Source organism: Paenibacillus borealis (assembly GCF_000758665.1).
GTDB lineage: Bacteria > Bacillota > Bacilli > Paenibacillales > Paenibacillaceae > Paenibacillus_AQ > Paenibacillus_AQ borealis.
In genome coordinates this window covers 4,534,664-4,555,521 of record NZ_CP009285.1, presented here as the reverse complement: position 1 = coordinate 4,555,521, position 20,858 = coordinate 4,534,664, and the positions used below count along the sequence as shown (strand labels likewise).

Below are 20,858 nucleotides of genomic sequence, written 5' to 3'. Positions count from 1 at the left end.
CACTATACAAAAAGACAAGCCGAGGAGGAATTGATGATGTCAACCGCACTACTGATCATTGATGTTCAAGAGGCGATGTTTTCTTATCCCGATATGAAGCTGTATGACGAAGCAGGTGTTCTGGAGCGGATCAGCTCACTGCTGGACAAGGCCCGTTCGGCCGGGATTCCGGTGATTTACATCCAGCATACCGAAGAAGAGGGTGAATTTGTGAAGGGGACACCTACCTGGGAGATCAGCAGCCGGATCACACCTCAGGCAGGGGAGAAGGTAATCGGGAAGACAACACCGGATTCTTTTCACCTCACCGGACTTCAGGGGGAGCTTGAACGGCTTGGAGCTACGGATCTGGTCATCTGCGGGATGCAGACAGATTACTGTGTAAATGCCACCAGCAGACGCGCACATAGCCTCGGGTATTCTAGTGTACTGGTTAAGGATGCACATAGTACCTTCGATAATAACAATCTCACTGGTGAAGAAATCGTAAAGCAGCATAATGATGCGCTTGGCTCCGGGTTGGTTACGCTGCGCTCAGAAGAGGAAGTAACGTTCCGATGAATCCGGTGATTTCCGCAATGAAGCCCATCCGCCGCTCCAGACTGAGATTATTCGCAGGCAAGCGCTATTTTATCTGGAAAAGATATTGGAAATGGATCACAGCACCAGGTGTACTCGCCAAGGAACTTCACCCGGAAGCTCTGCCTTATGAGGCGGCCAGCCATGCCACCCCCCTGCTTCGGAGCCTGCGCAATGTCGATATGCAGCTTCAATACAATAAAATAACGAATCTGCGCCTGGCTGTTGCCAAGCTGGACGGGCTTGTAATACGCCCCGGCGAGACTTTCTCCTATTGGCGGAGTATCGGCAAGCCGACCCGCAGGAAAGGGTATCTGGATGGCATGGTACTGCATTATGGCGGTTTCCGTTCCGGAACGGGAGGCGGACTCTGCCAATTATCGAATCTGATCTACTGGATGGCGCTGCATACACCGCTCACGGTTACTGAACGGCACCGGCACAGCTATGATGTTTTTCCTGATGAGCAGCGGACCCAGCCTTTTGGCAGCGGGGCAACCTGTTCCTATAACTATCTGGATCTGCAGCTTAGAAATGATACGGAGTATGCATACCAGCTGAAGCTGCATCTGGATGAGACTCACCTGCACGGGGAGTGGCGTTGTGACAGCCGGCAGCTCTACAATTATGAGGTCTATGAAGACGGCCATGTAATCCGGCTGGAGCCGTGGGGAGGGTACGTACGCAGCAACGCCATCCGCCGCAGGGTGCTTACCCATACAGGGGAGCTGGCGGGTGATGAGGCCATCGCCGAGAACCATGCGCTTATGATGTATTCTCCGCTGCTGCACGGATAAAGCCGGAGGATTTAGGGTTATAACATAGTGTAGCTTGAATTGTACAGCCGGCTATGTCCATAACCCTACTTCTGAAGGAGTGACGCTCAACATGAAGGCAGTAACCTACCAGGGTAAGAAGAAAGTCGAAGTTAAGGAAGTCGCCGATGCGCGGCTTGAGAAGAAGGATGACATCCTAATACGTGTTACCTCAACTGCCATTTGCGGATCGGACCTGCATATCTATAATGGAGAACTTCCCGGAATGCATGATGATTACATTATCGGGCATGAGCCCATGGGAATTGTAGAAGATGTAGGACCGGAGGTTACCAGGGTGAAGAAGGGCGACCGTGTTATTATTCCTTTTAATGTAGCCTGCGGCCAATGCTTCTTCTGCCAGCATGAGATGGAGAGCCAGTGTGACCACGCGAACGATGCCAAGGATACCGGCGGGTATCTGGGATATTCCGATACTTACGGCGGTTTTGCCGGAGGACAGGCCGAACTGCTGCGGGTACCGTACGGTAATTTCGGTCCTTTTGTCGTTCCGGAGGATGCCGAAATGGAGGACGAGAAGCTGCTGTTCCTCTCGGATATTGTTCCTACCGCCTGGTGGGGGGTAGAGAATGCCGGTGTGAAGCCCGGGGATACCGTAATCGTGCTTGGCTGCGGGCCGGTAGGCCTGCTGACACAGAAGTTCGCCTGGATGAAAGGCGCATCCCGTGTGATAGCTGTAGACCATGTTCCTTACCGGCTGCAGCATGCGAAGCAGACGAATAATGTGGAAATTTTTAATTTCGAGAAAATTAAAGAGTTCGAGAAGCACATGAAGGAGATTACGCGCGGCGGGGCGGATGTGGTCATTGATTGTGTAGGCCTTGATGCGAAGAAGACGGTGGCAGAAAAGGTGGAGACAGCCTTAATGCTGCAGGGCGGTTCACTGGGTGCATTCCGCATTGCCACTGAAGTGGTCCGCAAGTTCGGCACGATCCAGCTCGTAGGAGTCTACGGCTTGAACTATAATTTGTTCCCGCTGGGGCAGCTCTTTGAGCGCAATATCACACTGAAGATGGGCCAGGCTCCGGTCATTCATTACATGCCGGCATTGTATAGAATGATTAAGGAGAATAAGTTCGATCCCACAGATATCATCACCCACCGGCTGCCGATCAGCAGAGCGGAGCACGGGTACAAGGTATTTCAGGAGAAGGAAGAAGACTGTATCAAGGTTGTACTTAAGCCGTAACCGAAGCTGCTTGTTAGCACGGGATATAGGCTCATATAAGGCATGGAATCCGCCGGAAGACGGAGTTCATGCCTTTATTAATGAAAAACTGCTGCTTTTTTCTGTAATTTGCGTTAAATTAACATAATGAGTCTTACACAAACACGAAGGGGCATCCCGCTATGAATCCCAAAAAACCGCCCGTTCCCGTTCCTCTGCTGATGGTAATCGGAATTGTGGCCATATCCTTTTCTTCTATCTTCATTAAATGGTCGTCTGCTCCGGTGTCCGTTCAGGGGATGTACCGGCTGCTGTTCACCTCGCTCCTGATGCTGCCGTTCGCGCGTCCTTACAGCGGGGCAGCTTGTGCCCTGCGCCTGAAGGATTGGCTGCTGCTGGGGGCTTCCGGTGTGATGCTGGCCCTTCATTTCCTGCTCTGGATGGGCTCGCTGAATTACACTTCCGTGGCCAGCTCGACGATGATCATGGCCCTGGAGCCGTTATTCATTATGCTCGGTGCGTACATACTGTATAAAGAGCGAAACAGCGCCTCTGCCATATTGGGGATGGCTATTGCAATCTTTGGGGTAGTTTTTATCGGCTGGGGCGACATCGGGCTGTCCGCCGAGAACCTGAAGGGTGATATGCTGTCTGTGGGCGGAACCGTTGCTGTAGCGGCGCATCTGTTGATCGGTCAGAAGCTGGTGGCGCGTATGCCTTCGTACTTGTACAGCCTGATTGTATTCATCTCTGCGGCTATCGTATTTGCCGTTTACAATCTGGTAACAAGTACGCCTTTCTTCAATTATCCGGCCCGGGAATGGGGCATTTTTGTACTGCTGGCAGTGGTGCCGACCGTATTCGGCCATATTCTGTTTAACTGGCTGCTGCAGTATGCGTCTGCGACTACAGTCTCAATGAATATTCTCGGAGAGCCGGTCGGCGCGAGTATTCTCGCTTTCCTGCTGCTGGGTGAACAGCTGAGCGGTCTGCAGTGGGCAGGAGGCGTGCTGGTCATGGCCGGCCTTGGAGTCTATTTGTATTCCGGACGCAGGAAGGCGCTCAAGCTTCAGGACAGTCTGCCGAACGCATCATAATAAGCGTCATACAGGCAGACCGATGACATTATTTTTTCAGAACACATATAAAGGGGCAACGAAAGCAATGAATGAACAAGATCAGAACGGACCGGCAGGTCTAAACGGTGAGGCTGCTCCTTCCAGCGAAGAGCTGTGGAATGAGGATACTTATGCGGCTTGGACAAGCCGGTTTGGAACCCCTGCAGAGGCAGCAGGTAAACTGGCCAAAGATCCGGCAGGGAAGCTGTTCCCGCTTAATGCCTATCTGGGAGAAGTGCAGGGCCGCAAGATTATGAACCTGATGGGTTCCAACGGCATGAAGGCGGTAGCGCTGGGGCTGCTGGGGGCGGAAGTCACCGTTGCCGATTTCTCCGAGGCTAATGCGCGGTATGCTGCTGAATTGGCGCAGGAAGCCGGTGTGCAGCTGAATTATATCGTCTCAGATGTACTGGAACTGCCTGAAGCTGTACTGGACAGCACGTATGACCTGGTATTTGCGGAAATGGGGATTGTCCACTATTTTACCGACCTGACTCCGTTTATGACTACGGCATACAAGCTGCTGGCACCCGGAGGGAAGTTCGTACTGCGGGATTTCCACCCGGTAACGACCAAGCTGATCTCCTCCAAGGGTTCAACCGCCAAGGTGCGCAAGCATAAGGTGAGCGGGGATTATTTCGATACGGCATTGGAAGAGAAGCAGGTGTCCTACTCCAAGTATATGCCTTCTTCCGGAGAAGCAGCGGGTTCAGACAAACCTAATGTGGTCTCCTGGCGGCGCTGGACACTCGGCGAGATTGTAACGGCTGCTGCGGCCAGCGGACTTGTTATTCAGGAGCTGGTGGAAGAGCCCAACCTGTCGTCAGATGTATATGATAAGGGAATCCCCAAGACCTTCACCCTGGTTGCGGGAAAAAGATAATAAACAAAGTGGTATGGATTCTATATTTCAATAAACGGTATCTCTTGAAGCGCGGTTACGTTCGTGCGCTAAGGGATACCGTTTTGTTATGGAAATGTAAATTTCAGTTCTGTGCATTTGAATCGTTACGGCAGAATGGAGACTTCAAAGTACGTACTTGAGAGTGAAGTGTTGTACGTTTTACAACTTTGGTGTATGGATATCGATGTGTTTAGAAGGATTGTTGTATGAAATACATGAATAATCCTGCTAGGCCGCTTGGAAAAGGAAAAATGCTGCCTTTTTTACAACAAATTTGGATTTGGGCCGATAGGATGAGGGGAATGTTGTATTATGGGCAGGATTTTATATAAAGTCACCAGATTTCTGCTCTGGATAACGGATGAATCGAGAAATTCCTGCTACAGCACCAGCCGCCCGGAAGACCAACTATACACAGGGATGAAACTACCATAAGCTTCTCACTGCGCATTCTTTCCAGGCCATCGCGCTAATTCTCCTCCTGTATTCCGACACCACCAGCCATTCCGGCAAAAGCCTTCTGTAACGGAGAGAGGGTGTAATCTTTGCGCCAGGCCAGCACAAATGCGCCATCGCCGGGATGAAGTCCCGGTAGCGGGGCATAGCTTAGAATTCCGGCTGCCACCTCAGCCTCAATCCCCGATTTGGAGAATACTCCGACCATCCCTCCTCCGCTAATCATACGTTTGACCGCCTCCGGTGAGCCGAGTACGGCATGGTTCCACACTTTTACATGATTCAGCTGCGTCCACTTGTCGGCTATTCCGCGGAGGAACGAGGCGGCTTCATGCTGTACCCAGGGTTCTCGTGCTGCCGCTTCCACGGTAATTTCCTCTGCTCCGGCAAAGGGATGTCCAGGCGCAAAGACCAGCACCGTTTCATCTCTGGCAATCACTTGAGTATGGAAGGAATCATCTTGTCCGTCCGCGCTGTGCAGCACAGCCAGCTGGATTTCCCGGCTCCGCAGACGCTCCCTGACAGCATCATCCGGCAGGATGGACAGAAACACATCAATACCGTCATGCAGACCGGTGAATTGGGACAGCAGTTTAGGCACAAGATAATTACCGGGGATATCACTTGCTGTAAGCTCCAGGTTCCCTGAGGCCAGTGACGTGAACTGCTTAACAGTCCGCTCTGCTTCTGCTGTAAGGGATACAATCCGCACTGCATATTGATACAGCGCCCGTCCGGCATCCGTCAGCAGCACCCGGCCGCTCCGGAACTGGAAAAGTGAAGCACCAAGCTCACTCTCGAGACTCTTCATATGGAAGGAAACGGTCGGCTGCTTAAGTCCCATTTCAGCGGCTACGTCCGTTACCTTTTTATATTTTTCAATCAGGACTACAATTTGTAATTTCACAAGATTCATGCTGATTCCTCCGGTTAGACCGCAATAAATTAACGTTTGTTGCTTATATATAGATTATATCTATGGCATTATTCAAAATCTATTATAACTTTTATCTTCCGTTTTACAAACTCAGTACTTTTACATAACGAACGAGCCCTAGAATAAGAAGAGTCAGATGAGAAGCTGACATGATGCAAACAAATGCTTCCAAAGTGAGTTTTGTACGAAGCAGACCAATGAAGCAGACACTCACAAAACCTTTAGGAGGAAAAAAAACAATGCAATTCAGAAAATCTTGGATCATGGCTTTGGCATTAACAAGCGTAGTAGCACTTTCGGCATGTGGCAACAACGGGGGAAATAATGCGGCAACCAATAACGGAGGCAATGCAGCTGCAACAAATACACAAAACAGCAGCGGTGCCGAATTAAGCGGATCTATCCTGGCTTCGGGCTCCACAGCACTACAGCCGCTCGTAGAGCAGGTAGCAGAGAAATTCATGGATGCTAATGCAGGTGTAGATATTCAGGTTCAAGGCGGCGGTAGCGGCACTGGTCTGACACAAGTGGCTGAGAAGCAAGTCGATATCGGTAACTCCGACGTATTCGCAGAAGAGAAATTGAAAGATGCTGATGCTGAAAAAGCGGCAGCACTCGTTGATCATCAGGTAGCCGTAGTAGCCATCGCTGCTGTAAGCAATCCGGATGCAGGTGTAGATACACTGACTAAGCAGCAGCTGATTGACATCTTCACTGGTAAAATCACGAACTGGAGCGAAGTTGGCGGTGCTGACCAGGCGATCCAGATCATCAACCGTCCGGCAAGCTCGGGTACACGCGCAACCTTCGAGAGCTTCGCACTTGGTACCAAAACTGAAGACCTGCCAGGATCAATCCAAGAGGATTCCTCCGGTACTGTTAAGAAGATCATCGGCGAAACACCAGGAGCTATCGGTTATCTGGCACTGTCTTACCTGGATGATTCCGTTAAAACTTTGAGCTACGACGGTGTTGAGCCTTCCGTAGACAATGTAATTGCAGGTAAGTATCCGGTATGGGCTTATGAGCACATGTATACTAACGGTGAACCTAATGAAACGGTAAAAGCTTTCCTCGACTACTTCCTGACTGATGAAGTACAGACTGGCGATGTTGTAGAGCTTGGTTACATTCCGGCTTCGCAGATGCAGGTATCCCGTGATGTAGCAGGAACTGTAACAGCCAAGTAATACCCATTCATTCACAGGTATCATCCATTAGAACTTCAAGTGATTAGAGGCGGATTTCTTCTGCCTCTCTTTTCACTTTAGAAAGAGGGAGCATCTTGAGGGTAAAGCCAAAGAAAACGCGGTTTGAAAAACATCATATAGAAAATATGGTCGGACGTATTTATATGTCCTTTTGTGTAATGCTATTGATCGTCATTATTGTTTCAATGGTATATTTCGTAGCGTCTAAAGGGATTGCCAACTTTGTAAACGGTGAAGTGAAGGTTTCCGAGTTCCTGTTCGGCACAAAATGGTCGCCTGAAGCAGACACACCTTCCTATGGAGCTTTTCCGTTCATCTCCGGCTCCTTCCTGGTTACGCTGCTTGCCGCGCTTATCGCTAGTCCGCTTAGCATCTGCGCCGCATTATTCATGACTGAGATCGTCCCTGGCTGGGGCAAAAAACTGCTGCAGCCGGTTATTGAGCTGCTCTCAGGCATTCCATCCGTCGTATACGGATTCGTAGGCTTAAGTGTTATTGTGCCTTTTCTGCGGAATACTCTGCCCGGTCAGGGCATCGGGGTTGCTGCAGGCGCGCTAGTGCTGTCGGTAATGATCCTGCCGACCATTACCAGCGTGGCTGCAGACGCGCTTGCTTCTTTGCCGCAAAACTTGAAAGAATCCTCCTTTGCGCTCGGTGCCACACGCTGGCAGACGATCTCCCGTGTCATTCTTCCAACGACCTTCCCGGCTATTATGACGGGTGTGGTATTGGGGATGGCCCGTGCATTCGGTGAAGCACTGGCTGTACAGATGGTTATCGGTAATGCTCCTTTTGTACCCCGTTCACTGTTTGAATCTGCGTCCACACTGACCAGTGTAATTACGCTGGGCATGGGTAACACGACGATGGGTTCACCGCAGAACAACGCGCTGTGGAGCATGGCCCTGGTGCTGATGCTGATGACCTTTGTATTCGTACTGCTTGTTAGAATGCTCGAAAGGAGAAATAAAATTTGAAGCCGAGAACTGCAGACAAAATTGCCACTGCTATTATTGTAACGTTCGCTTTACTTATCGTAGCTATTCTGGTTGGCCTGCTCGGATATATTCTCATCCGCGGCATGAGTCATATCAGCTGGGACTTCCTGACTTCGGCACCGCAGAAGATCCGTGCAGGAGGCGGGGTAGGACCGCAGCTGTTCAACTCCTTGTTCCTGCTGGTCCTGACCCTGATCATTACTATACCGCTTGGACTGGGTGCGGGAATCTTCATGGCAGAATATGCACGTCCCGGCAGGCTGACTAACTTCATCCGTCTGGTTGTGGAAGTGTTATCCTCATTCCCGTCCATCATCGTCGGTCTGTTCGGTCTCTTGCTGATCGTCAATACCTTCAATCTCGGGTTCTCGCTGATCTCGGGAGCGCTCGCGCTTACCTTCTTCAATCTTCCGCTGATGGTCCGTATTACCGAGCAGGCCTTCCGCACGGTACCTAAGCAGCAGAAGGAAGCCGGCTTCGCCCTTGGACTATCCAAATGGAAGATTGTTACCTCCGTACTGCTCCCGGTCGCTCTGCCGACGATCATCACAGGAACGATCCTGTCCGCCGGACGCGTATTCGGTGAAGCGGCAGCTTTGATGTTCACGGCGGGGATGAGCAGTCCGCGCCTGGATTTCAGCAACTGGAATCCGCTTAGTCCTTCTTCACCCCTGAACCCGTTCCGTCCGGCAGAAACGCTGGCGGTGCATATCTGGAAGGTCAACAGTGAAGGCCTGGCACCTGATGCGATTCAGATCGCTGCTGGTGCTTCAGCGGTGCTGGTAATTACTGTATTAATATTTAATTTGGCGGCACGTTACTTCGGCAGATTCATCTACCGCAAGCTTACCGCTTCCAAGAGAATGAACTAGGCTAATAAGACAAAGAGAGATGCTTCCGTAGCAAGTTTTGCGAAGGTGATGCAAGAAGCGGATGCTGACAAAACTTTTAGGAGGAGTAAGAGATGGGCATAGCGGAACCGATGGTACGCGAATCATTTCAAACTGAGGATCTGAGTATTTTTTATGGCACATATGAGGCGGTTAAGGGAATCAGTCTTCCCTTCGCCCAGAATACGGTAACGGCACTGATCGGACCTTCAGGCTGCGGGAAATCAACCTTTCTCCGTTCCCTTAACCGGATGAATGATGATATTTCCGGCTCGACAACCAAAGGCAGCATCTGGATTGACGGTATAGATATCAACGCATCCGGAACAGATGTGATCAAGCTGCGCCAAAAAATCGGCATGGTCTGGCAGAAGCCGAACCCGTTCTATAAATCCATTTATGACAATATCGCCTTTGGTCCTAAGTATCATGGAATTAAAGGCAAAAAAGCACTGGATGAAATCGTGGAGAGCAGCCTGCGCCGCGCCGCTCTGTGGGACGAAGTCAAAGACCGCTTGAAGGACTCCGCACTGGCCTTGTCCGGCGGACAGCAGCAGCGTCTGTGTATTGCCCGGGCGTTGTCGGTTAACCCGCAGATCCTGCTGCTCGATGAGCCGGCCTCAGCACTTGACCCTGTATCGACAGGTAAGGTGGAAGAGCTGATTAAGGAACTGAAGGAAGAGCTGCGTATCGTAATTGTTACCCATAACATGCAGCAGGCAGCGCGGATCTCAGATTACACAGCTTACTTCTATCTGGGCTCGCTTGTGGAATATGACAAGACCGAGAAGGTCTTCAGTAATCCCGAGAATCAAATGACCCAGGAATACATTATGGGCCGTTTCGGCTGACAGACAAGCATCACGGAAGCCGCAGAAGCCACAGGCATCATAGTAGAATAGGCACCATCCCTTGCGGATGGTGTTTATTTTATACCCTGAATGCAATGTATAATGTATATAATGATTGATATAGATTACAATATGTAAGAAATACATATCATTCCAGGAGGATTCCGCGTGGGTGAGCATAAGAACATCAGATTGAAGCTGGCGCGGGTGCAGAAAGACCTGTCGCAGGAGCAGCTGGCAGATGCGGTAGGGGTAACGAGACAGACCATCGGTCTGATCGAAGCGGGCAACTATAACCCGACGATCCGATTGTGTATTGCCATTTGCAGAGTGCTGGGTACAACGTTAAATGATATTTTCTGGGAGGAAGAAGAATGAACCGGCAGGGAATCAAGGATGAACGGATCATTACCGGGTTTCAAAAGCTTAATTCGCATGGATTCGCGATTTGTTTGGCAGGATTGATGATCAGTCTGGCGGTGAAGGTGTTTGTACTGAATTGGGATATGAAATTATGGCTGGGTACAGGTATGGAAAATACAAGCGCCTCTTGCAAAACTAATGTGATTAGTTTATATTGTAACTAATCACATTAGTTTTGAGGAGGATCCTTATGAGAGTGACTCAAGAAGGTTATCTGCACCAGCTTACCTGGCTGCCTCGCTTATTCCCCGTCAATTGTTATCTGGTTGAAGAAGAAGAGGAACTTACTTTAATAGATGCAGGTATGTCATACAGCTTACAAGGTATTCTACAATATTCTGCCAAGCTTCAGAAGCCGCTTACCCGCATTGTGCTAACCCATGGCCATATGGATCATGTCGGGGCGCTGGATGCGCTCAAGAAGCATGTTCCAGAGGCGAAGGTCTATATCTCGGAACGGGATGCCGCACTCCTTGCCGGTGACCGCTCATTAAGAGCTGGTGAGCTGCAGACCCCGATCAAGGGCAGCGTACCGGCCAAGATAGCAACCAAGCCCGATGTGCTGCTGTACGATGGGAATACCATCGGCTCACTTACCACCATTAGTACGCCGGGGCATACTCCAGGATCTATGTCTTTCCGCGATCAGCGCAGCGGAGCCCTGATTGTAGGGGATGCGTTCCAGACCTTCCGGGCAACAGCTGTGTCCGGCAAGAAGGTGCCGTTGTTTCCTTTTCCGGCTATGGCGACATGGAGTCTGGAGCAGGCACTGGCCAGTGCGTATAAGCTGATTGAGCTTGCCCCTTCAGTGCTGGCTGTGGGTCACGGCAATCTGGTGATGGACCCGGTTGAAGCCATGAGACATGCGGCTGCAGAAGCTGGCAGAGTATTACTGAAGGGAGGGAGAGTGCATGGCTAGAGCCGGTTTAGACACACATACTCTGGTGCTGGCAGCAGCAGAGCTGGCTGACGCACAGGGTGTTCAGGAGGTGACGCTGGCCGCCCTGGCGGCCAAGCTGGGCGTTCGGCCGCCGTCGTTGTATAATCACATTAACGGACTGGCGGGTCTGCGGACACTGCTGGCGATTCATGGGCTTGAGCAGCTCTATGACGCCATGTCAGCGGCAGCGGAAGGCGCACGGGGCGAAGAGGCGGTCCATGCGCTGAGCCAGGCATACATCGGATTTGCCAGACAACATCCGGGACTGTATGAAACGACCCTAAGAGCACCTGAACAAGGGGATACAGCACTGGAAGCTGCGGGCGGGAAGGTCCTGTCGCTGATTATTCAGGTGCTGTCCTGCTTCGGGCTGGATGAGGAGGGGAACCTGCATGCAGTCCGGGGATTACGCAGCATTCTGCATGGATTCTCAACCCTTGAGAATCAAGGCGGTTTCGGAATGCCGCTGGATTTGAATGTCAGTCTTACCCGGCTAATCCGCACTTATATTGCCGGAATCCGCTGTATGGGGCAGGAAGCAGATGAGCTTGGCTGATTTACATCAGCTCCATGTTTCCGAAGTGGCTTTAGTGAAGTGGAATTACAGAAGCGTATGCTATTTAAACTCTGAGGAGGCGGAATGAGTGGGGAGTCTTGAAAGCCAAGAGAGTATTACCACATTTGAGGAGATGGCTGAGGTTGTGGCCAAGCTGGGAATCGTTCCTCTTGCCCCGATGATCCCTGGGCATCCATCTGTGAATGGGCTGACCCTGGCGGAGAACTGGCATACCGGTTCCGAGCTGGACCCTTGGGGCTGGCGGGTCAGATTTCCGGGAGAAGGATTAGCCGGCTACGGAAAGTTTATTAAGAAAAAAGCCGTTCTGGTATCCCGTGAGTGGCTTCCCGCGTATCTGGCGGCGGCTGGCAGTCCGCAGTCCCTGGAGGAGCGGTATGACAGCGGTCTTGCTACCAGAGAAGCGCTGACCCTGCTGCAGATTATCCGTGAACACGAAGGTATAGAGACACGGCAGCTGCGTTCTATGGCCGATATGAAAGCCAAAGAAAAGAAAACAGCCTTTGACAACGCCGTAACCGAGCTTCAGGGCACTCTGGATATTGTAATCTCCGGAGTTAAGCAGCGGCTGAATGCGGACGGAGAGCCTAACGGGTGGAACAGTACCTCGTTTGAAACCACGGGCCACTGGATGAGCGAAGCCGGGATCGGGTCCTTTGAAGGATCACGAGAAGAGGCTGTGGAGTGGCTGCGTTCAAGGATGGACGGGAGCTGGACACCGGAAGCGGTTGCCTGGATCAGCAAGGCATTAGGCTGGAAATAAGGAAATAACGGTAGTCCTCAAGTTCTGCGGGGGCTACTTTTTTTGTACAGGCGTAGCTGCCAGAAATGAGAAGCGGATTCCAGAACCGGCATCTCCAAAATAAAACGGCTAATCCATTTCCCGCAGGAACAGACTGGCCGTAAGCGCTTACGCGAAAGCGTATATATTGAAGCAGCCTTATAGCATAGGGGCGAGATATGCAATCAGAAAGTACAAGAATCCGAACAGCAGCATGATATAGGCTGTGTACTTGATTGCATCAGAGGCTACGATACTTAAGTCTTTGGGAGCCTGGACTTCCAGACGTTCCGGTTCAGTCGAATCCACTTCTTGGTTAAAAGATTCTTTCATCAGGATTCCCTCCTAAGTGTTTGGTAAGCATAAGCTTCTTGAGACGTTTCGCAGTATTTGCTAGCGGAAGCATTCGAGATAAGGCGGGATGCTGGACTTGTAAATACAATCCTTAATTGTATTGTGACATATTTGTGAATTAAATTCAACAATATTGTGAATATTCTTTGAATATATCTTCAAATTTGGGCTATCTTTAGAATTTGCAAAGAAAAAGAGCGTTCTGTAGGCGGAATGTTATATGGCTATCTGTGGCGGCTTTAACAGAAAAACCATAAGGGATTTAATGAGGCGGCTAAGGGGTTAACGGACTGAGATGACGCTATTTTGCCAAAAATTCTGCTTTACTGCGTGTTGCGGACTCGGGAGCCCTTATCTTGTATTTTGGAGCTTAAAATGAAGGCTAATGGGTTACTAGAGTGCATCTGAGTCCGTATGGCCCTCAGAATGATGAGTTTTGCGGGAATAACGGCATTCCAGTCCGCAAGATGCTGCAGGGGGGAGATGCTGATTCATGTGCTTCTTCAAACACCCTGCTGCCCTAGGCCACACAGGAACTGGAGAAAAACACTAGAATTCTCTTATACAAAAAGACCCCGCCATTCCCTTAAGGGGACGGCGGGGTCTTATTTCAAAATATAAGGATTTATATGTTTTACACGATAACTAATCCTTCTATTTCTCGCTGAAACGGTACCGTCCTTCAGAAGGACGGCAAAGCCGTTTCCACTTGCTTAGTAACTTCAAAAACCACAATTGACAAGCAAAAGCTTAAGCCCAGTCTCCGTTGCGGAAGATCGGGTCCACGGAACCATCATCGGCAATCCCGTCGATGTTCATCTCCGGGGAGCCCATCATGAAGTCAACATGCGTCAGGCTCTGGTTCATGCCTCTCTCGGCAAGCTGTTCCTTGGTCATGTTGATGCCGTCCTGCAGAGTGAAGGCGTACGCAGCACCCAGCGCAAGGTGGCAGGAAGCATTCTCATCATACAGTGTGGTGTAGTAGAGAATGCCGCTCTCCGAAATCGGAGAGTGGAAAGGCACTAGAGCCACTTCACCGAAGTAGGCCGCACCTTCATCCATAGCCAGCAGGGAGGCTAACGCTTCTTGTCCGACCTCTGCGGTAAAGTCTGTAACCTTACCGTTCTCCAGGGTCAGGGTGAAGCGGTCGATGATGTTGCCGCCGTAGCTAAGCGGCTTCGTGCTGCTGACCTTGCCGTTAGCACCGGACTTCAACGGAGCCGTGAATACTTCCTCGGTCGGAATGTTGGCCAGGAAGGACATGCCACGGCTGTTCACCGCACCGGCCTGACACCAGATATGGCCATCGGGCAGCTCGATCGTCAGATCAGTGCCTGGTGCAGTGTAGTGAAGCTTGCGGTATTTCTTAGCATTCAGGAGATCACAGCGCTGCTTGAGGCCGCCCAGATGGCTGCTCCAGGCTGCCACCGGGTTCTCCTGGTCTGCGCGCACAGCCTTGAAGATCGCGTCCCATAGCAGTTCAATCTGCTGCTCTGGCGCAGCGTCCGGGAATACTTTGGCGGCCCAGGAAGGAGAAGGGAAGGCAATCCCGCTCCAGCTGACATGGTTAGCCATCATCATCTCCCGGTAAGGGGCCATAGCCTGGCCGGCAGTCTTCTGGTTGTCAGCGATGCGGCTTGGGTCCACACCGCTCAGCAAGTCCGGATTAGCCGAGATAATCGTCAGGAACGCGGCGCCGTTACGTGCCAGATCCTCCAGCTCATCCGCCTGCCACTTTGGCGGCTCGAGGAAGCTCTCGGATGGAGCAAGATCATAACGTGTCCGTGTGACGAGCTCATCGGTATAATTAACCTTTACCAGCTTCGCTCCTGCTTCATAGGCTTGGCGTACAATGAGCCGCACCAGTTCCGCGGAGACAATATCGGCATTGACTACAAGCGTCTGACCGGGCTGAATATTGACGCCGATCTTCACAGCGAGGAGGGCGTAGTTTTCCAGCTTTTGCTTAAAATCCAGCATGATTTCAGCTCCTTTCACTATCTTCTATTTTGTAATATGGAGTAGAGAAGGCATTAGAATGCCCAGTTTCCCTTCAGGAATACAGGCTCACGCGTACCGTCAGCCGTGATACCATAGATATCCATCTCAGCCGATCCGATCATGAAATCGACATGGGTTACACTCGTGTTGAGACCATGGGCAATCAGCTCATCCTGGTTCATCTCTTTGCCGCCTTCCAGACAGAAGGCATATGCAGTGCCAATCGCCAGATGGTTGGACGCATTCTCGTCAAACAAGGTGTTGAAATAGAGGATATTGGAATCGGAGATCGGCGAGTTGTGCGGCACAAGTGCGACTTCACCCAGGTACTTGGCGCCTTCATCCATACTGATCAGATATTCCAGGGCTTCCTGGCCTTGTTCGGCGCTTACGCTGATAATCCGTCCCTGTTCAAAGGTAATCGAGAAGCCGTCAATTATATTCCCGCCGTGGCTGAGCGGCTTCGTGCTTCTGACAGTACCGTTAACGCCGGTTTTCTTCGGAGCCGTGAACACTTCTTCGGTTGGCATGTTGGCTACAAAAGAATGACCTTTAGCATTGATGCTGTCGCCCTGCGCCCATAAATGGCCTTCAGGCAGCTCGATACTAAGGTCGGTTCCAGGTGCTATGTAATGCAGGCTTTTGTACTTCTTCGCATTGAGAACATCCGCTTTCTGCTCCAGCGTATCCAGGTGCTCCTGCCAGGCGGCTACAGGATCTTCACGGTCCAGGCGGACAGTGTGGAAGATCGCTTCCCAGAGTTTGTCTACGCGCTCTTCGGCAGGAACGTCAGGAAATACCTTGTCTGCCCAAGGCTGGGACGGGATGGCTACAATGCTCCAGCTGACTTTGTCGGACATCTGCATTTCGCGGTATTTCGTAAGTGCAGCTCCCCGGGTCTTCTGGAAATTGGCGATCCGCTCAGGATCAATGCCTTTGAGTGCGTCCGGGTTCTCGGCAATAACGTTCAGAAATGCTGCACCGTTCTCTGCGAATTCAGTCATTTCACCCGCAAACCAGGTTGGCGCTTTGGTGAACACTTCCGGTGCGGCATGCTCGAACTGCTGGCGCGTAATGAACTCGTCACTCCAGTTAACCTTGACCTGGCTGGCGCCGATGGCATAAGCTTTGGCTGTAATCAGGCGGACGAATTCGGCTGCGGTAATCGGGGCGTTCACGACCAGGATTTGTCCCGGCTGAACATTTACACCAATCTGCACAGCCAAATCCGCATATTTACTTAGCTTGGATTGTAGCTCTGTTTGAGTCATTGTGATTTCCTCCATTACCATTATTTTAGCTCGGAATAAGCATTGTATTAAATTATTAACCGCCGGATGAAAAAAGTCAATTACAGCGCAAAAGGAAAGGAATTGCTTACATATCAATGTTATACTGAATATTGTGGGCATGATCAGATGAAAGGAAGGAAAGAGTATGAACCTAGAAATCATCAAAGCAGATATGAAACGCGTAGAGGATAGAAGTTTTGTCGGGAGCACGGTGTTTACACTGGAGAATCACAGCTCCCCTTATGAGATCACTTTCTTCAGCACACGGGGAACCGAATGGGATTACAGCCTGAGCTTCGCCGGCGAACCGGGAAGTGAAGAGCAGTTCCTGGAGGTGGATGCGCTGCTGGAAAATGATGACGATGTATATAATCAGCTGCTGGACGCGGCACTCGACACCCAGGAGATTCCGGAAGAAGAAGCTTAGAACCTCTCCCGGATAGCCTTGTCATACAATAGCCTTTCTATGTACAACCTGTTATTAAAAAATGCGACCCCGTTCCGGCAGGATAACCTTGCCGCACAGGGTCGCATTTCGTATTTCACCGTATTTCACAGGCAACGCAGTATTTAGCCGATGGTAATATTGCCTTCAGGGTATCTGTAGAGCTCCTTGCTGTTCTTCGGCTTGAGCGCATAGGCCAGAGTAAGCGGTCCTGTCCGGCCGACAAACATCAGAATGATCACCAGCACTTTACCGATTGTCGTCAGCTCAGTAGTCAGTCCCATAGTAATACCTGAAGTGCCGAATGCGGATACTGCCTCGAACAGCACGGTCAGAAAATCCGCACTCTCCGTCACGGACAGCAGCATGGTCGAGATCACTACCAGCATCAATGACAGCAGGGTCATTGTAATCGCCCTGTAGACATTCTCCTTCGAGATCCGGTGGCGGAACATCACGATATCTTCTTTGCCCCGGAGCCTGGCGTAGGCTGTACTGGCCAGAATCGCAAAGGTGGTAATCTTGATCCCGCCGCCGGTGGAGCCTGGAGCTGCCCCGATAAACATCAGCAGAATCATCAGGAATTGCGTGGATTCACGCAGCAGCGGAATCTCGATGGTTGTTACGCCTCCGGAACGTGGTGTAATCGCCTGCAGGAAGGAGGCCATGATCTTGCCCCCGGCATGCAGCGGCTTAAGCGTGGAGTTCAGCTCCAGCCAGAAGAAGATAGCCGCGCCGATGACAATGAGTGCGGCGGAAGTGGACAGCACGACCTTGGAATGGAGCGTCAGACGCTTGCGCTTAGGAAAATCAATTACATCAGATAATACAATAAAGCCGATACCGCCCAGGAAAATCAGCAGCATGGAGGTAATATTCACAACCGGGTCTTCCACATACCGGGTTAATCCGCTGAAGGGCCCGTGAACATCGCCGAACAGATCAAATCCCGCATTGTTGAAGATTGAAATGCTATGGAATACTCCGTAATACGCCGCTTTGCCAAAAGGCATGTCCATCATAAATCTCGCGGCCAGCAGGATGGCCCCGGTCAGCTGAATCACCAGCGAGTAGATCAGCACCCGGCGGATCAGCTTCACAATCCCCTGCATGGAATTCTGGTTCATGGATTCCTGCAGCAGCAGGCGCTCCTTCAATGAGATCCGTTTGTTCAGCACCAGCGTGATCAGCGTCGCCATTGTAACGAACCCGAGACCGCCGAACTGGAATAACACCAGCAGTACAATCTGTCCGAAGGCCGTCAGCTGCGTGCCTGTGTCAATGACAGCAAGTCCGGTTACACAGGTTGCTGAGGTTGCCATGAACAGCGCATCAATGAAAGAGATTCTTCCGCCGGTGGAAGCAGCAGGCAGACACAGAAGCAGGGTGCCGGCAGCGATTAGTACTACAAAGCCCAGTGATAGTATTTTGGGCGGCGTCAGCCTGAGATGCCCAAAGGATAGGTTAGCCAAGTCTCATTCTCCTGACATCTGGATAGGATCTGACAAGATTATAGCATAACTTATATTCCCGTCACTAAAGAGGCAGGAAATTGACATATTTTATCGAAATGATTAAAGGCTCTACCTACTACTTGCACTATAAGAGGAGGCTCTACTTGCTGTGACAAGTCCCATACGGAATCAGGTTGGCGCTGTCTTCATCCCGGTTAGTGATATCGAAAGGTCCAAAAACTGGTATTGCAGCTTGCTCGGACTGCCGCTTGACGGTGAAATCCTGTTCGGACATCTGTATGACGTGCCGATGCAGGGTCCGGGAATCGTGCTGGACAGCAGAATTTTTACAGCCGAGGCTGTGCTGAAGGTCCCTTCCTTCCATCTGCTTACCGACGACATTGATGCTGCCTATGATTATGTCAAAGCCAGCGGAGCAGAGATCCTCACGGATATTGAGCATGACCACTGGTTTAACTTCAAAGACCCGGACGGGAATGTGCTGATGATTTGCCGTTCAACCAATTAATTAATCGTATTAACTATATTAATTAATGGTGTTAATTATAATACAGGGAGTATTGCGAATGATAAGAGAAGCGCTCTAAATGCAGGAGGAATGAAATGGATATCACACTGAGGGAACTGATTCCTGAAGACGCCGCCGCACTCTTAAGTCTGCAGCACCGGCTGGATCAGGAAACTTCGTACATGCTGCTTGCACCCGGAGAGAGGCAGACCGGAATTCCGCAGGTGGAAGAGATGATCGCAAGCTTCGCGAATGCACCAACCTCTATCCTGATTGGAGCCGAAGCAGACGGTGATCTGGCAGGCTATCTGTCAGTCAGGGGAGGAAGCGTAAGCCGCAATAAGCATAGTGCTTATATTGTCATCGGTATCCTGAAGCAATATCAGGGCATCGGAATCGGCAGCGGATTGTTCCATGAGATGGACTTATGGGCGAAGCGGAGCGGCATTGTGCGTCTGGAGCTTACGGTGATGAAGCATAATGAACGGGCTGTTGCATTATATACGACGCATGGCTTTGAGATTGAGGGGGAGAAGAGGAAGTCGCTGCTGGTGGACGGGGAATGGGTGGACGAATATTATATGAGTAAAATATTTAACCCCGCCTCTCTATAATTAATGGTATTAATTATAGGTGTGATTACTTTAGTACTCACCAAAATATGCAATTAAGGCGCTTCCCTGGGGAAGCGCCTTTCTGTATTATTGCAGCGTATCTATTCGCTTTACTCGCTGTGCACTGTAGAATCTTCGGTGACCGGAAGATCAATCTTGATCTCAACCTTACGGATACGGTGGCGGTTCATCTCACGCACAGTCAGTGTGACATGCTCATACACATGGCTTTTGCCGACCACCGGCTCTTCCAGGTGACTGTACAGCCATCCGCCGATCGTAGTGACTTCGTCGTCGTGGAAATCGAGACCTGTAAGATCTTTGATCTCCAGAAGAGATACATTGCCGTCAAACAGATAATGGGTCTCGCTCAGCATCTCTACATTTCTGCGTTCGTCACCGTCGAATTCATCACGGATCTCACCGACAATCTCTTCCAGAATGTCTTCAATCGTAATGAGGCCGGAGGTTCCGCCGTATTCATCCAGCAGCAGGGCGATATGCACCCGCTCCTTCTGCATACGGGTCAGCAGGGTTTTCACAGGTGTTACTTCCGAAACCGTAAGAATCGGCAGAATCAGGCTTTTGAAATCAAAATCCGGGTTGTTATCATATTGCAGGTACAGCTGCTTGGTATTAATCATACCGATGATATTGTCTTTGCTTCCGTCTGCTACAGGGAAACGTGTATACTGCTCCTTGCGGATAATAGCGATATTCTCCAGCAGCGAGTGGTCGGTGAACAGACATACCATATCGGTCCGGGGAACCATGATTTCCTTGGCCAGCATTTCATCAAAGGTGAAGATCCGGTTCACATAACCGTATTCAGCTTTGTTGATTTTGCCGCTCTCATAGCTCTCGGACAAGATCAGGCGGATCTCATCTTCACTGTGGGCATCGCCATGTTCACTGGCCGGCTTCATTCCGAACATACGGACGAGCAGGTTGGCGGAACCGTTCATGATCCAAATCAAAGGGTACAATACTCTGTAGAACCAAATAATCAGCGGTGCGGTAATCTGACCGATTTTCTCCGGAATGTTTATAGCGGCCGTCTTCGGTGCAAGTTCACCGACAACGACATGCAGGAATGTCGCGATAATGAAGGCCAGTGCAAAAGCAATAGGCTCACTAACGCTGTGGCTCAGGTTCGTCAGGTCGAACAATGGTATCAGCAGCTGCTCAAATGCAGGCTCTGCCAATGCCCCGATCCCGAGTGCAGTAATGGTGATTCCAAGCTGACAAGCAGACAGATATCCGTCGAGGTTAGCAGATACCCGCTGTACCGCTAGCGCATTCTTCTTCCCGTCGAGTACCATCTGGCTGACCTGGCTTCCTCTTAATCTCACTACTGCAAACTCCGTTGCTACAAAAAATGCGGTTAAAATAATCAAAATTGCCACGAGCGTCAAACTAAGTCCTATACCCATATAATCTTTACCATCCCTTTCGTCCCTAAAATAGGTTATACTCATATTATGAGTTCATATGAACCTATTG

At 50.6% G+C, this 20,858-nt stretch carries 23 protein-coding genes; 17 read left to right on the top strand and 6 right to left on the bottom strand.

All coding sequences use genetic code 11. The features are described 5' to 3' along the window. Window positions 1–33 precede the first annotated feature (33 nt). The 5 genes from PBOR_RS18965 (at window position 34) to PBOR_RS18945 (ending at window position 4,584) form a co-directional block, all read left to right on the top strand. Window positions 34–561, top strand: a complete 528-nt coding sequence (locus PBOR_RS18965; protein ID WP_042214307.1) for a cysteine hydrolase family protein — start codon at window positions 34–36, stop codon at window positions 559–561. Then, on the top strand, window positions 558–1,376 hold the full coding sequence (locus PBOR_RS18960; protein WP_042214305.1) for a VanW family protein: 819 nt from the start codon (window positions 558–560) through the stop codon (window positions 1,374–1,376). The genes PBOR_RS18965 and PBOR_RS18960 overlap by 4 nt, the downstream gene beginning before the upstream one ends. A 91-nt stretch (window positions 1,377–1,467) precedes the next feature. Continuing rightward, window positions 1,468–2,604, top strand: a complete 1,137-nt coding sequence (locus PBOR_RS18955; RefSeq protein WP_042214303.1) for a zinc-dependent alcohol dehydrogenase — start codon at window positions 1,468–1,470, stop codon at window positions 2,602–2,604. A 161-nt stretch (window positions 2,605–2,765) separates the two neighbouring features. Beyond that, on the top strand, window positions 2,766–3,680 hold the full coding sequence (locus PBOR_RS18950) for a DMT family transporter (protein ID WP_042214301.1): 915 nt from the start codon (window positions 2,766–2,768) through the stop codon (window positions 3,678–3,680). Window positions 3,681–3,747: 67 nt separating this feature from the next. Beyond that, entirely contained in the window at window positions 3,748–4,584 is an 837-nt protein-coding gene (locus PBOR_RS18945) for a class I SAM-dependent methyltransferase (RefSeq protein ID WP_042214299.1), read from the top strand. A gap of 490 nt (window positions 4,585–5,074) precedes the next feature. On the opposite strand, the gene PBOR_RS18940 is transcribed toward PBOR_RS18945, so the two are convergent. After that, complete coding sequence (locus PBOR_RS18940; protein ID WP_052429554.1) at window positions 5,075–5,977, bottom strand: LysR family transcriptional regulator; 903 nt, start codon at window positions 5,975–5,977, stop codon at window positions 5,075–5,077. Window positions 5,978–6,237: 260 nt separating this feature from the next. Here PBOR_RS18940 and PBOR_RS18935 point away from each other — a divergent pair, with 260 nt between their 5' ends. The 9 genes from PBOR_RS18935 (at window position 6,238) to PBOR_RS18895 (ending at window position 12,648) form a co-directional block, all read left to right on the top strand. After that, on the top strand, window positions 6,238–7,188 hold the full coding sequence (locus tag PBOR_RS18935; protein WP_042214297.1) for a phosphate ABC transporter substrate-binding protein: 951 nt from the start codon (window positions 6,238–6,240) through the stop codon (window positions 7,186–7,188). 146 nt (window positions 7,189–7,334) lie between these two features. After that, the gene (gene pstC / locus PBOR_RS18930) at window positions 7,335–8,186 is read left to right on the top strand and encodes a phosphate ABC transporter permease subunit PstC (RefSeq protein WP_245647831.1); all 852 of its coding nucleotides are present in this window, start codon (window positions 7,335–7,337) and stop codon (window positions 8,184–8,186) included. Continuing rightward, window positions 8,183–9,079, top strand: coding sequence for a phosphate ABC transporter permease PstA (gene pstA / locus PBOR_RS18925; RefSeq protein ID WP_042214292.1), 897 nt, complete (start codon window positions 8,183–8,185; stop codon window positions 9,077–9,079). The genes pstC and pstA overlap by 4 nt, the downstream gene beginning before the upstream one ends. Window positions 9,080–9,171: 92 nt before the next feature. Then, complete coding sequence (gene pstB / locus PBOR_RS18920; protein WP_042214290.1) at window positions 9,172–9,948, top strand: phosphate ABC transporter ATP-binding protein PstB; 777 nt, start codon at window positions 9,172–9,174, stop codon at window positions 9,946–9,948. 168 nt (window positions 9,949–10,116) lie between these two features. Next, window positions 10,117–10,326 (top strand): helix-turn-helix transcriptional regulator, encoded by a 210-nt coding sequence (locus tag PBOR_RS18915; RefSeq protein WP_042214288.1) that lies wholly within the window; start codon window positions 10,117–10,119, stop codon window positions 10,324–10,326. Continuing rightward, window positions 10,323–10,535: a DUF6773 family protein gene (locus PBOR_RS18910; protein ID WP_042214285.1), complete on the top strand. Its 213-nt coding sequence runs from the start codon at window positions 10,323–10,325 to the stop codon at window positions 10,533–10,535. The genes PBOR_RS18915 and PBOR_RS18910 overlap by 4 nt, the downstream gene beginning before the upstream one ends. Window positions 10,536–10,561: 26 nt before the next feature. Beyond that, window positions 10,562–11,290, top strand: coding sequence for an MBL fold metallo-hydrolase (locus tag PBOR_RS18905; RefSeq protein ID WP_042214283.1), 729 nt, complete (start codon window positions 10,562–10,564; stop codon window positions 11,288–11,290). Next, on the top strand, window positions 11,283–11,867 hold the full coding sequence (locus PBOR_RS18900) for a TetR/AcrR family transcriptional regulator (protein ID WP_042214281.1): 585 nt from the start codon (window positions 11,283–11,285) through the stop codon (window positions 11,865–11,867). Before PBOR_RS18905 ends, PBOR_RS18900 begins: the two co-directional genes overlap by 8 nt. A gap of 88 nt (window positions 11,868–11,955) precedes the next feature. Beyond that, on the top strand, window positions 11,956–12,648 hold the full coding sequence (locus PBOR_RS18895; protein WP_081972118.1) for an AlkZ-related protein: 693 nt from the start codon (window positions 11,956–11,958) through the stop codon (window positions 12,646–12,648). A 177-nt stretch (window positions 12,649–12,825) separates the two neighbouring features. Here PBOR_RS18895 and PBOR_RS37030 read toward each other — a convergent pair whose 3' ends face one another. The 3 genes from PBOR_RS37030 to PBOR_RS18885 form a co-directional block, all read right to left on the bottom strand. Next, window positions 12,826–12,999: a hypothetical protein gene (locus PBOR_RS37030; protein ID WP_156118649.1), complete on the bottom strand. Its 174-nt coding sequence runs from the start codon at window positions 12,997–12,999 to the stop codon at window positions 12,826–12,828. 771 nt (window positions 13,000–13,770) lie between these two features. Next, window positions 13,771–15,000 (bottom strand): aminopeptidase, encoded by a 1,230-nt coding sequence (locus PBOR_RS18890; RefSeq protein WP_042214278.1) that lies wholly within the window; start codon window positions 14,998–15,000, stop codon window positions 13,771–13,773. Window positions 15,001–15,053: 53 nt separating this feature from the next. Next, complete coding sequence (locus tag PBOR_RS18885) at window positions 15,054–16,292, bottom strand: aminopeptidase (protein ID WP_042214276.1); 1,239 nt, start codon at window positions 16,290–16,292, stop codon at window positions 15,054–15,056. Window positions 16,293–16,458: 166 nt separating this feature from the next. On the opposite strand from PBOR_RS18885, the gene PBOR_RS18880 reads away from it, so the two are divergent. Next, window positions 16,459–16,740: a hypothetical protein gene (locus PBOR_RS18880; protein WP_042214273.1), complete on the top strand. Its 282-nt coding sequence runs from the start codon at window positions 16,459–16,461 to the stop codon at window positions 16,738–16,740. Window positions 16,741–16,883: 143 nt separating this feature from the next. On the opposite strand, the gene PBOR_RS18875 is transcribed toward PBOR_RS18880, so the two are convergent. Then, window positions 16,884–18,230, bottom strand: a complete 1,347-nt coding sequence (locus PBOR_RS18875; protein ID WP_042214272.1) for a TrkH family potassium uptake protein — start codon at window positions 18,228–18,230, stop codon at window positions 16,884–16,886. Window positions 18,231–18,381: 151 nt separating this feature from the next. Between PBOR_RS18875 and PBOR_RS18870 the strand changes: the two genes are divergently transcribed. Next, window positions 18,382–18,741: a VOC family protein gene (locus tag PBOR_RS18870; protein ID WP_042214271.1), complete on the top strand. Its 360-nt coding sequence runs from the start codon at window positions 18,382–18,384 to the stop codon at window positions 18,739–18,741. 95 nt (window positions 18,742–18,836) lie between these two features. Then, window positions 18,837–19,355: a GNAT family N-acetyltransferase gene (locus PBOR_RS18865; protein WP_042214270.1), complete on the top strand. Its 519-nt coding sequence runs from the start codon at window positions 18,837–18,839 to the stop codon at window positions 19,353–19,355. Between the two features lie 110 nt (window positions 19,356–19,465). Here the strand turns inward: PBOR_RS18865 and PBOR_RS18860 are convergent, their stop codons facing one another. Further along, a complete protein-coding gene (locus tag PBOR_RS18860) occupies window positions 19,466–20,788 on the bottom strand; it encodes a hemolysin family protein (RefSeq protein ID WP_042214269.1) in 1,323 nt (440 codons plus the stop codon). Between the last annotated feature and the right edge of the window lie 70 nt (window positions 20,789–20,858).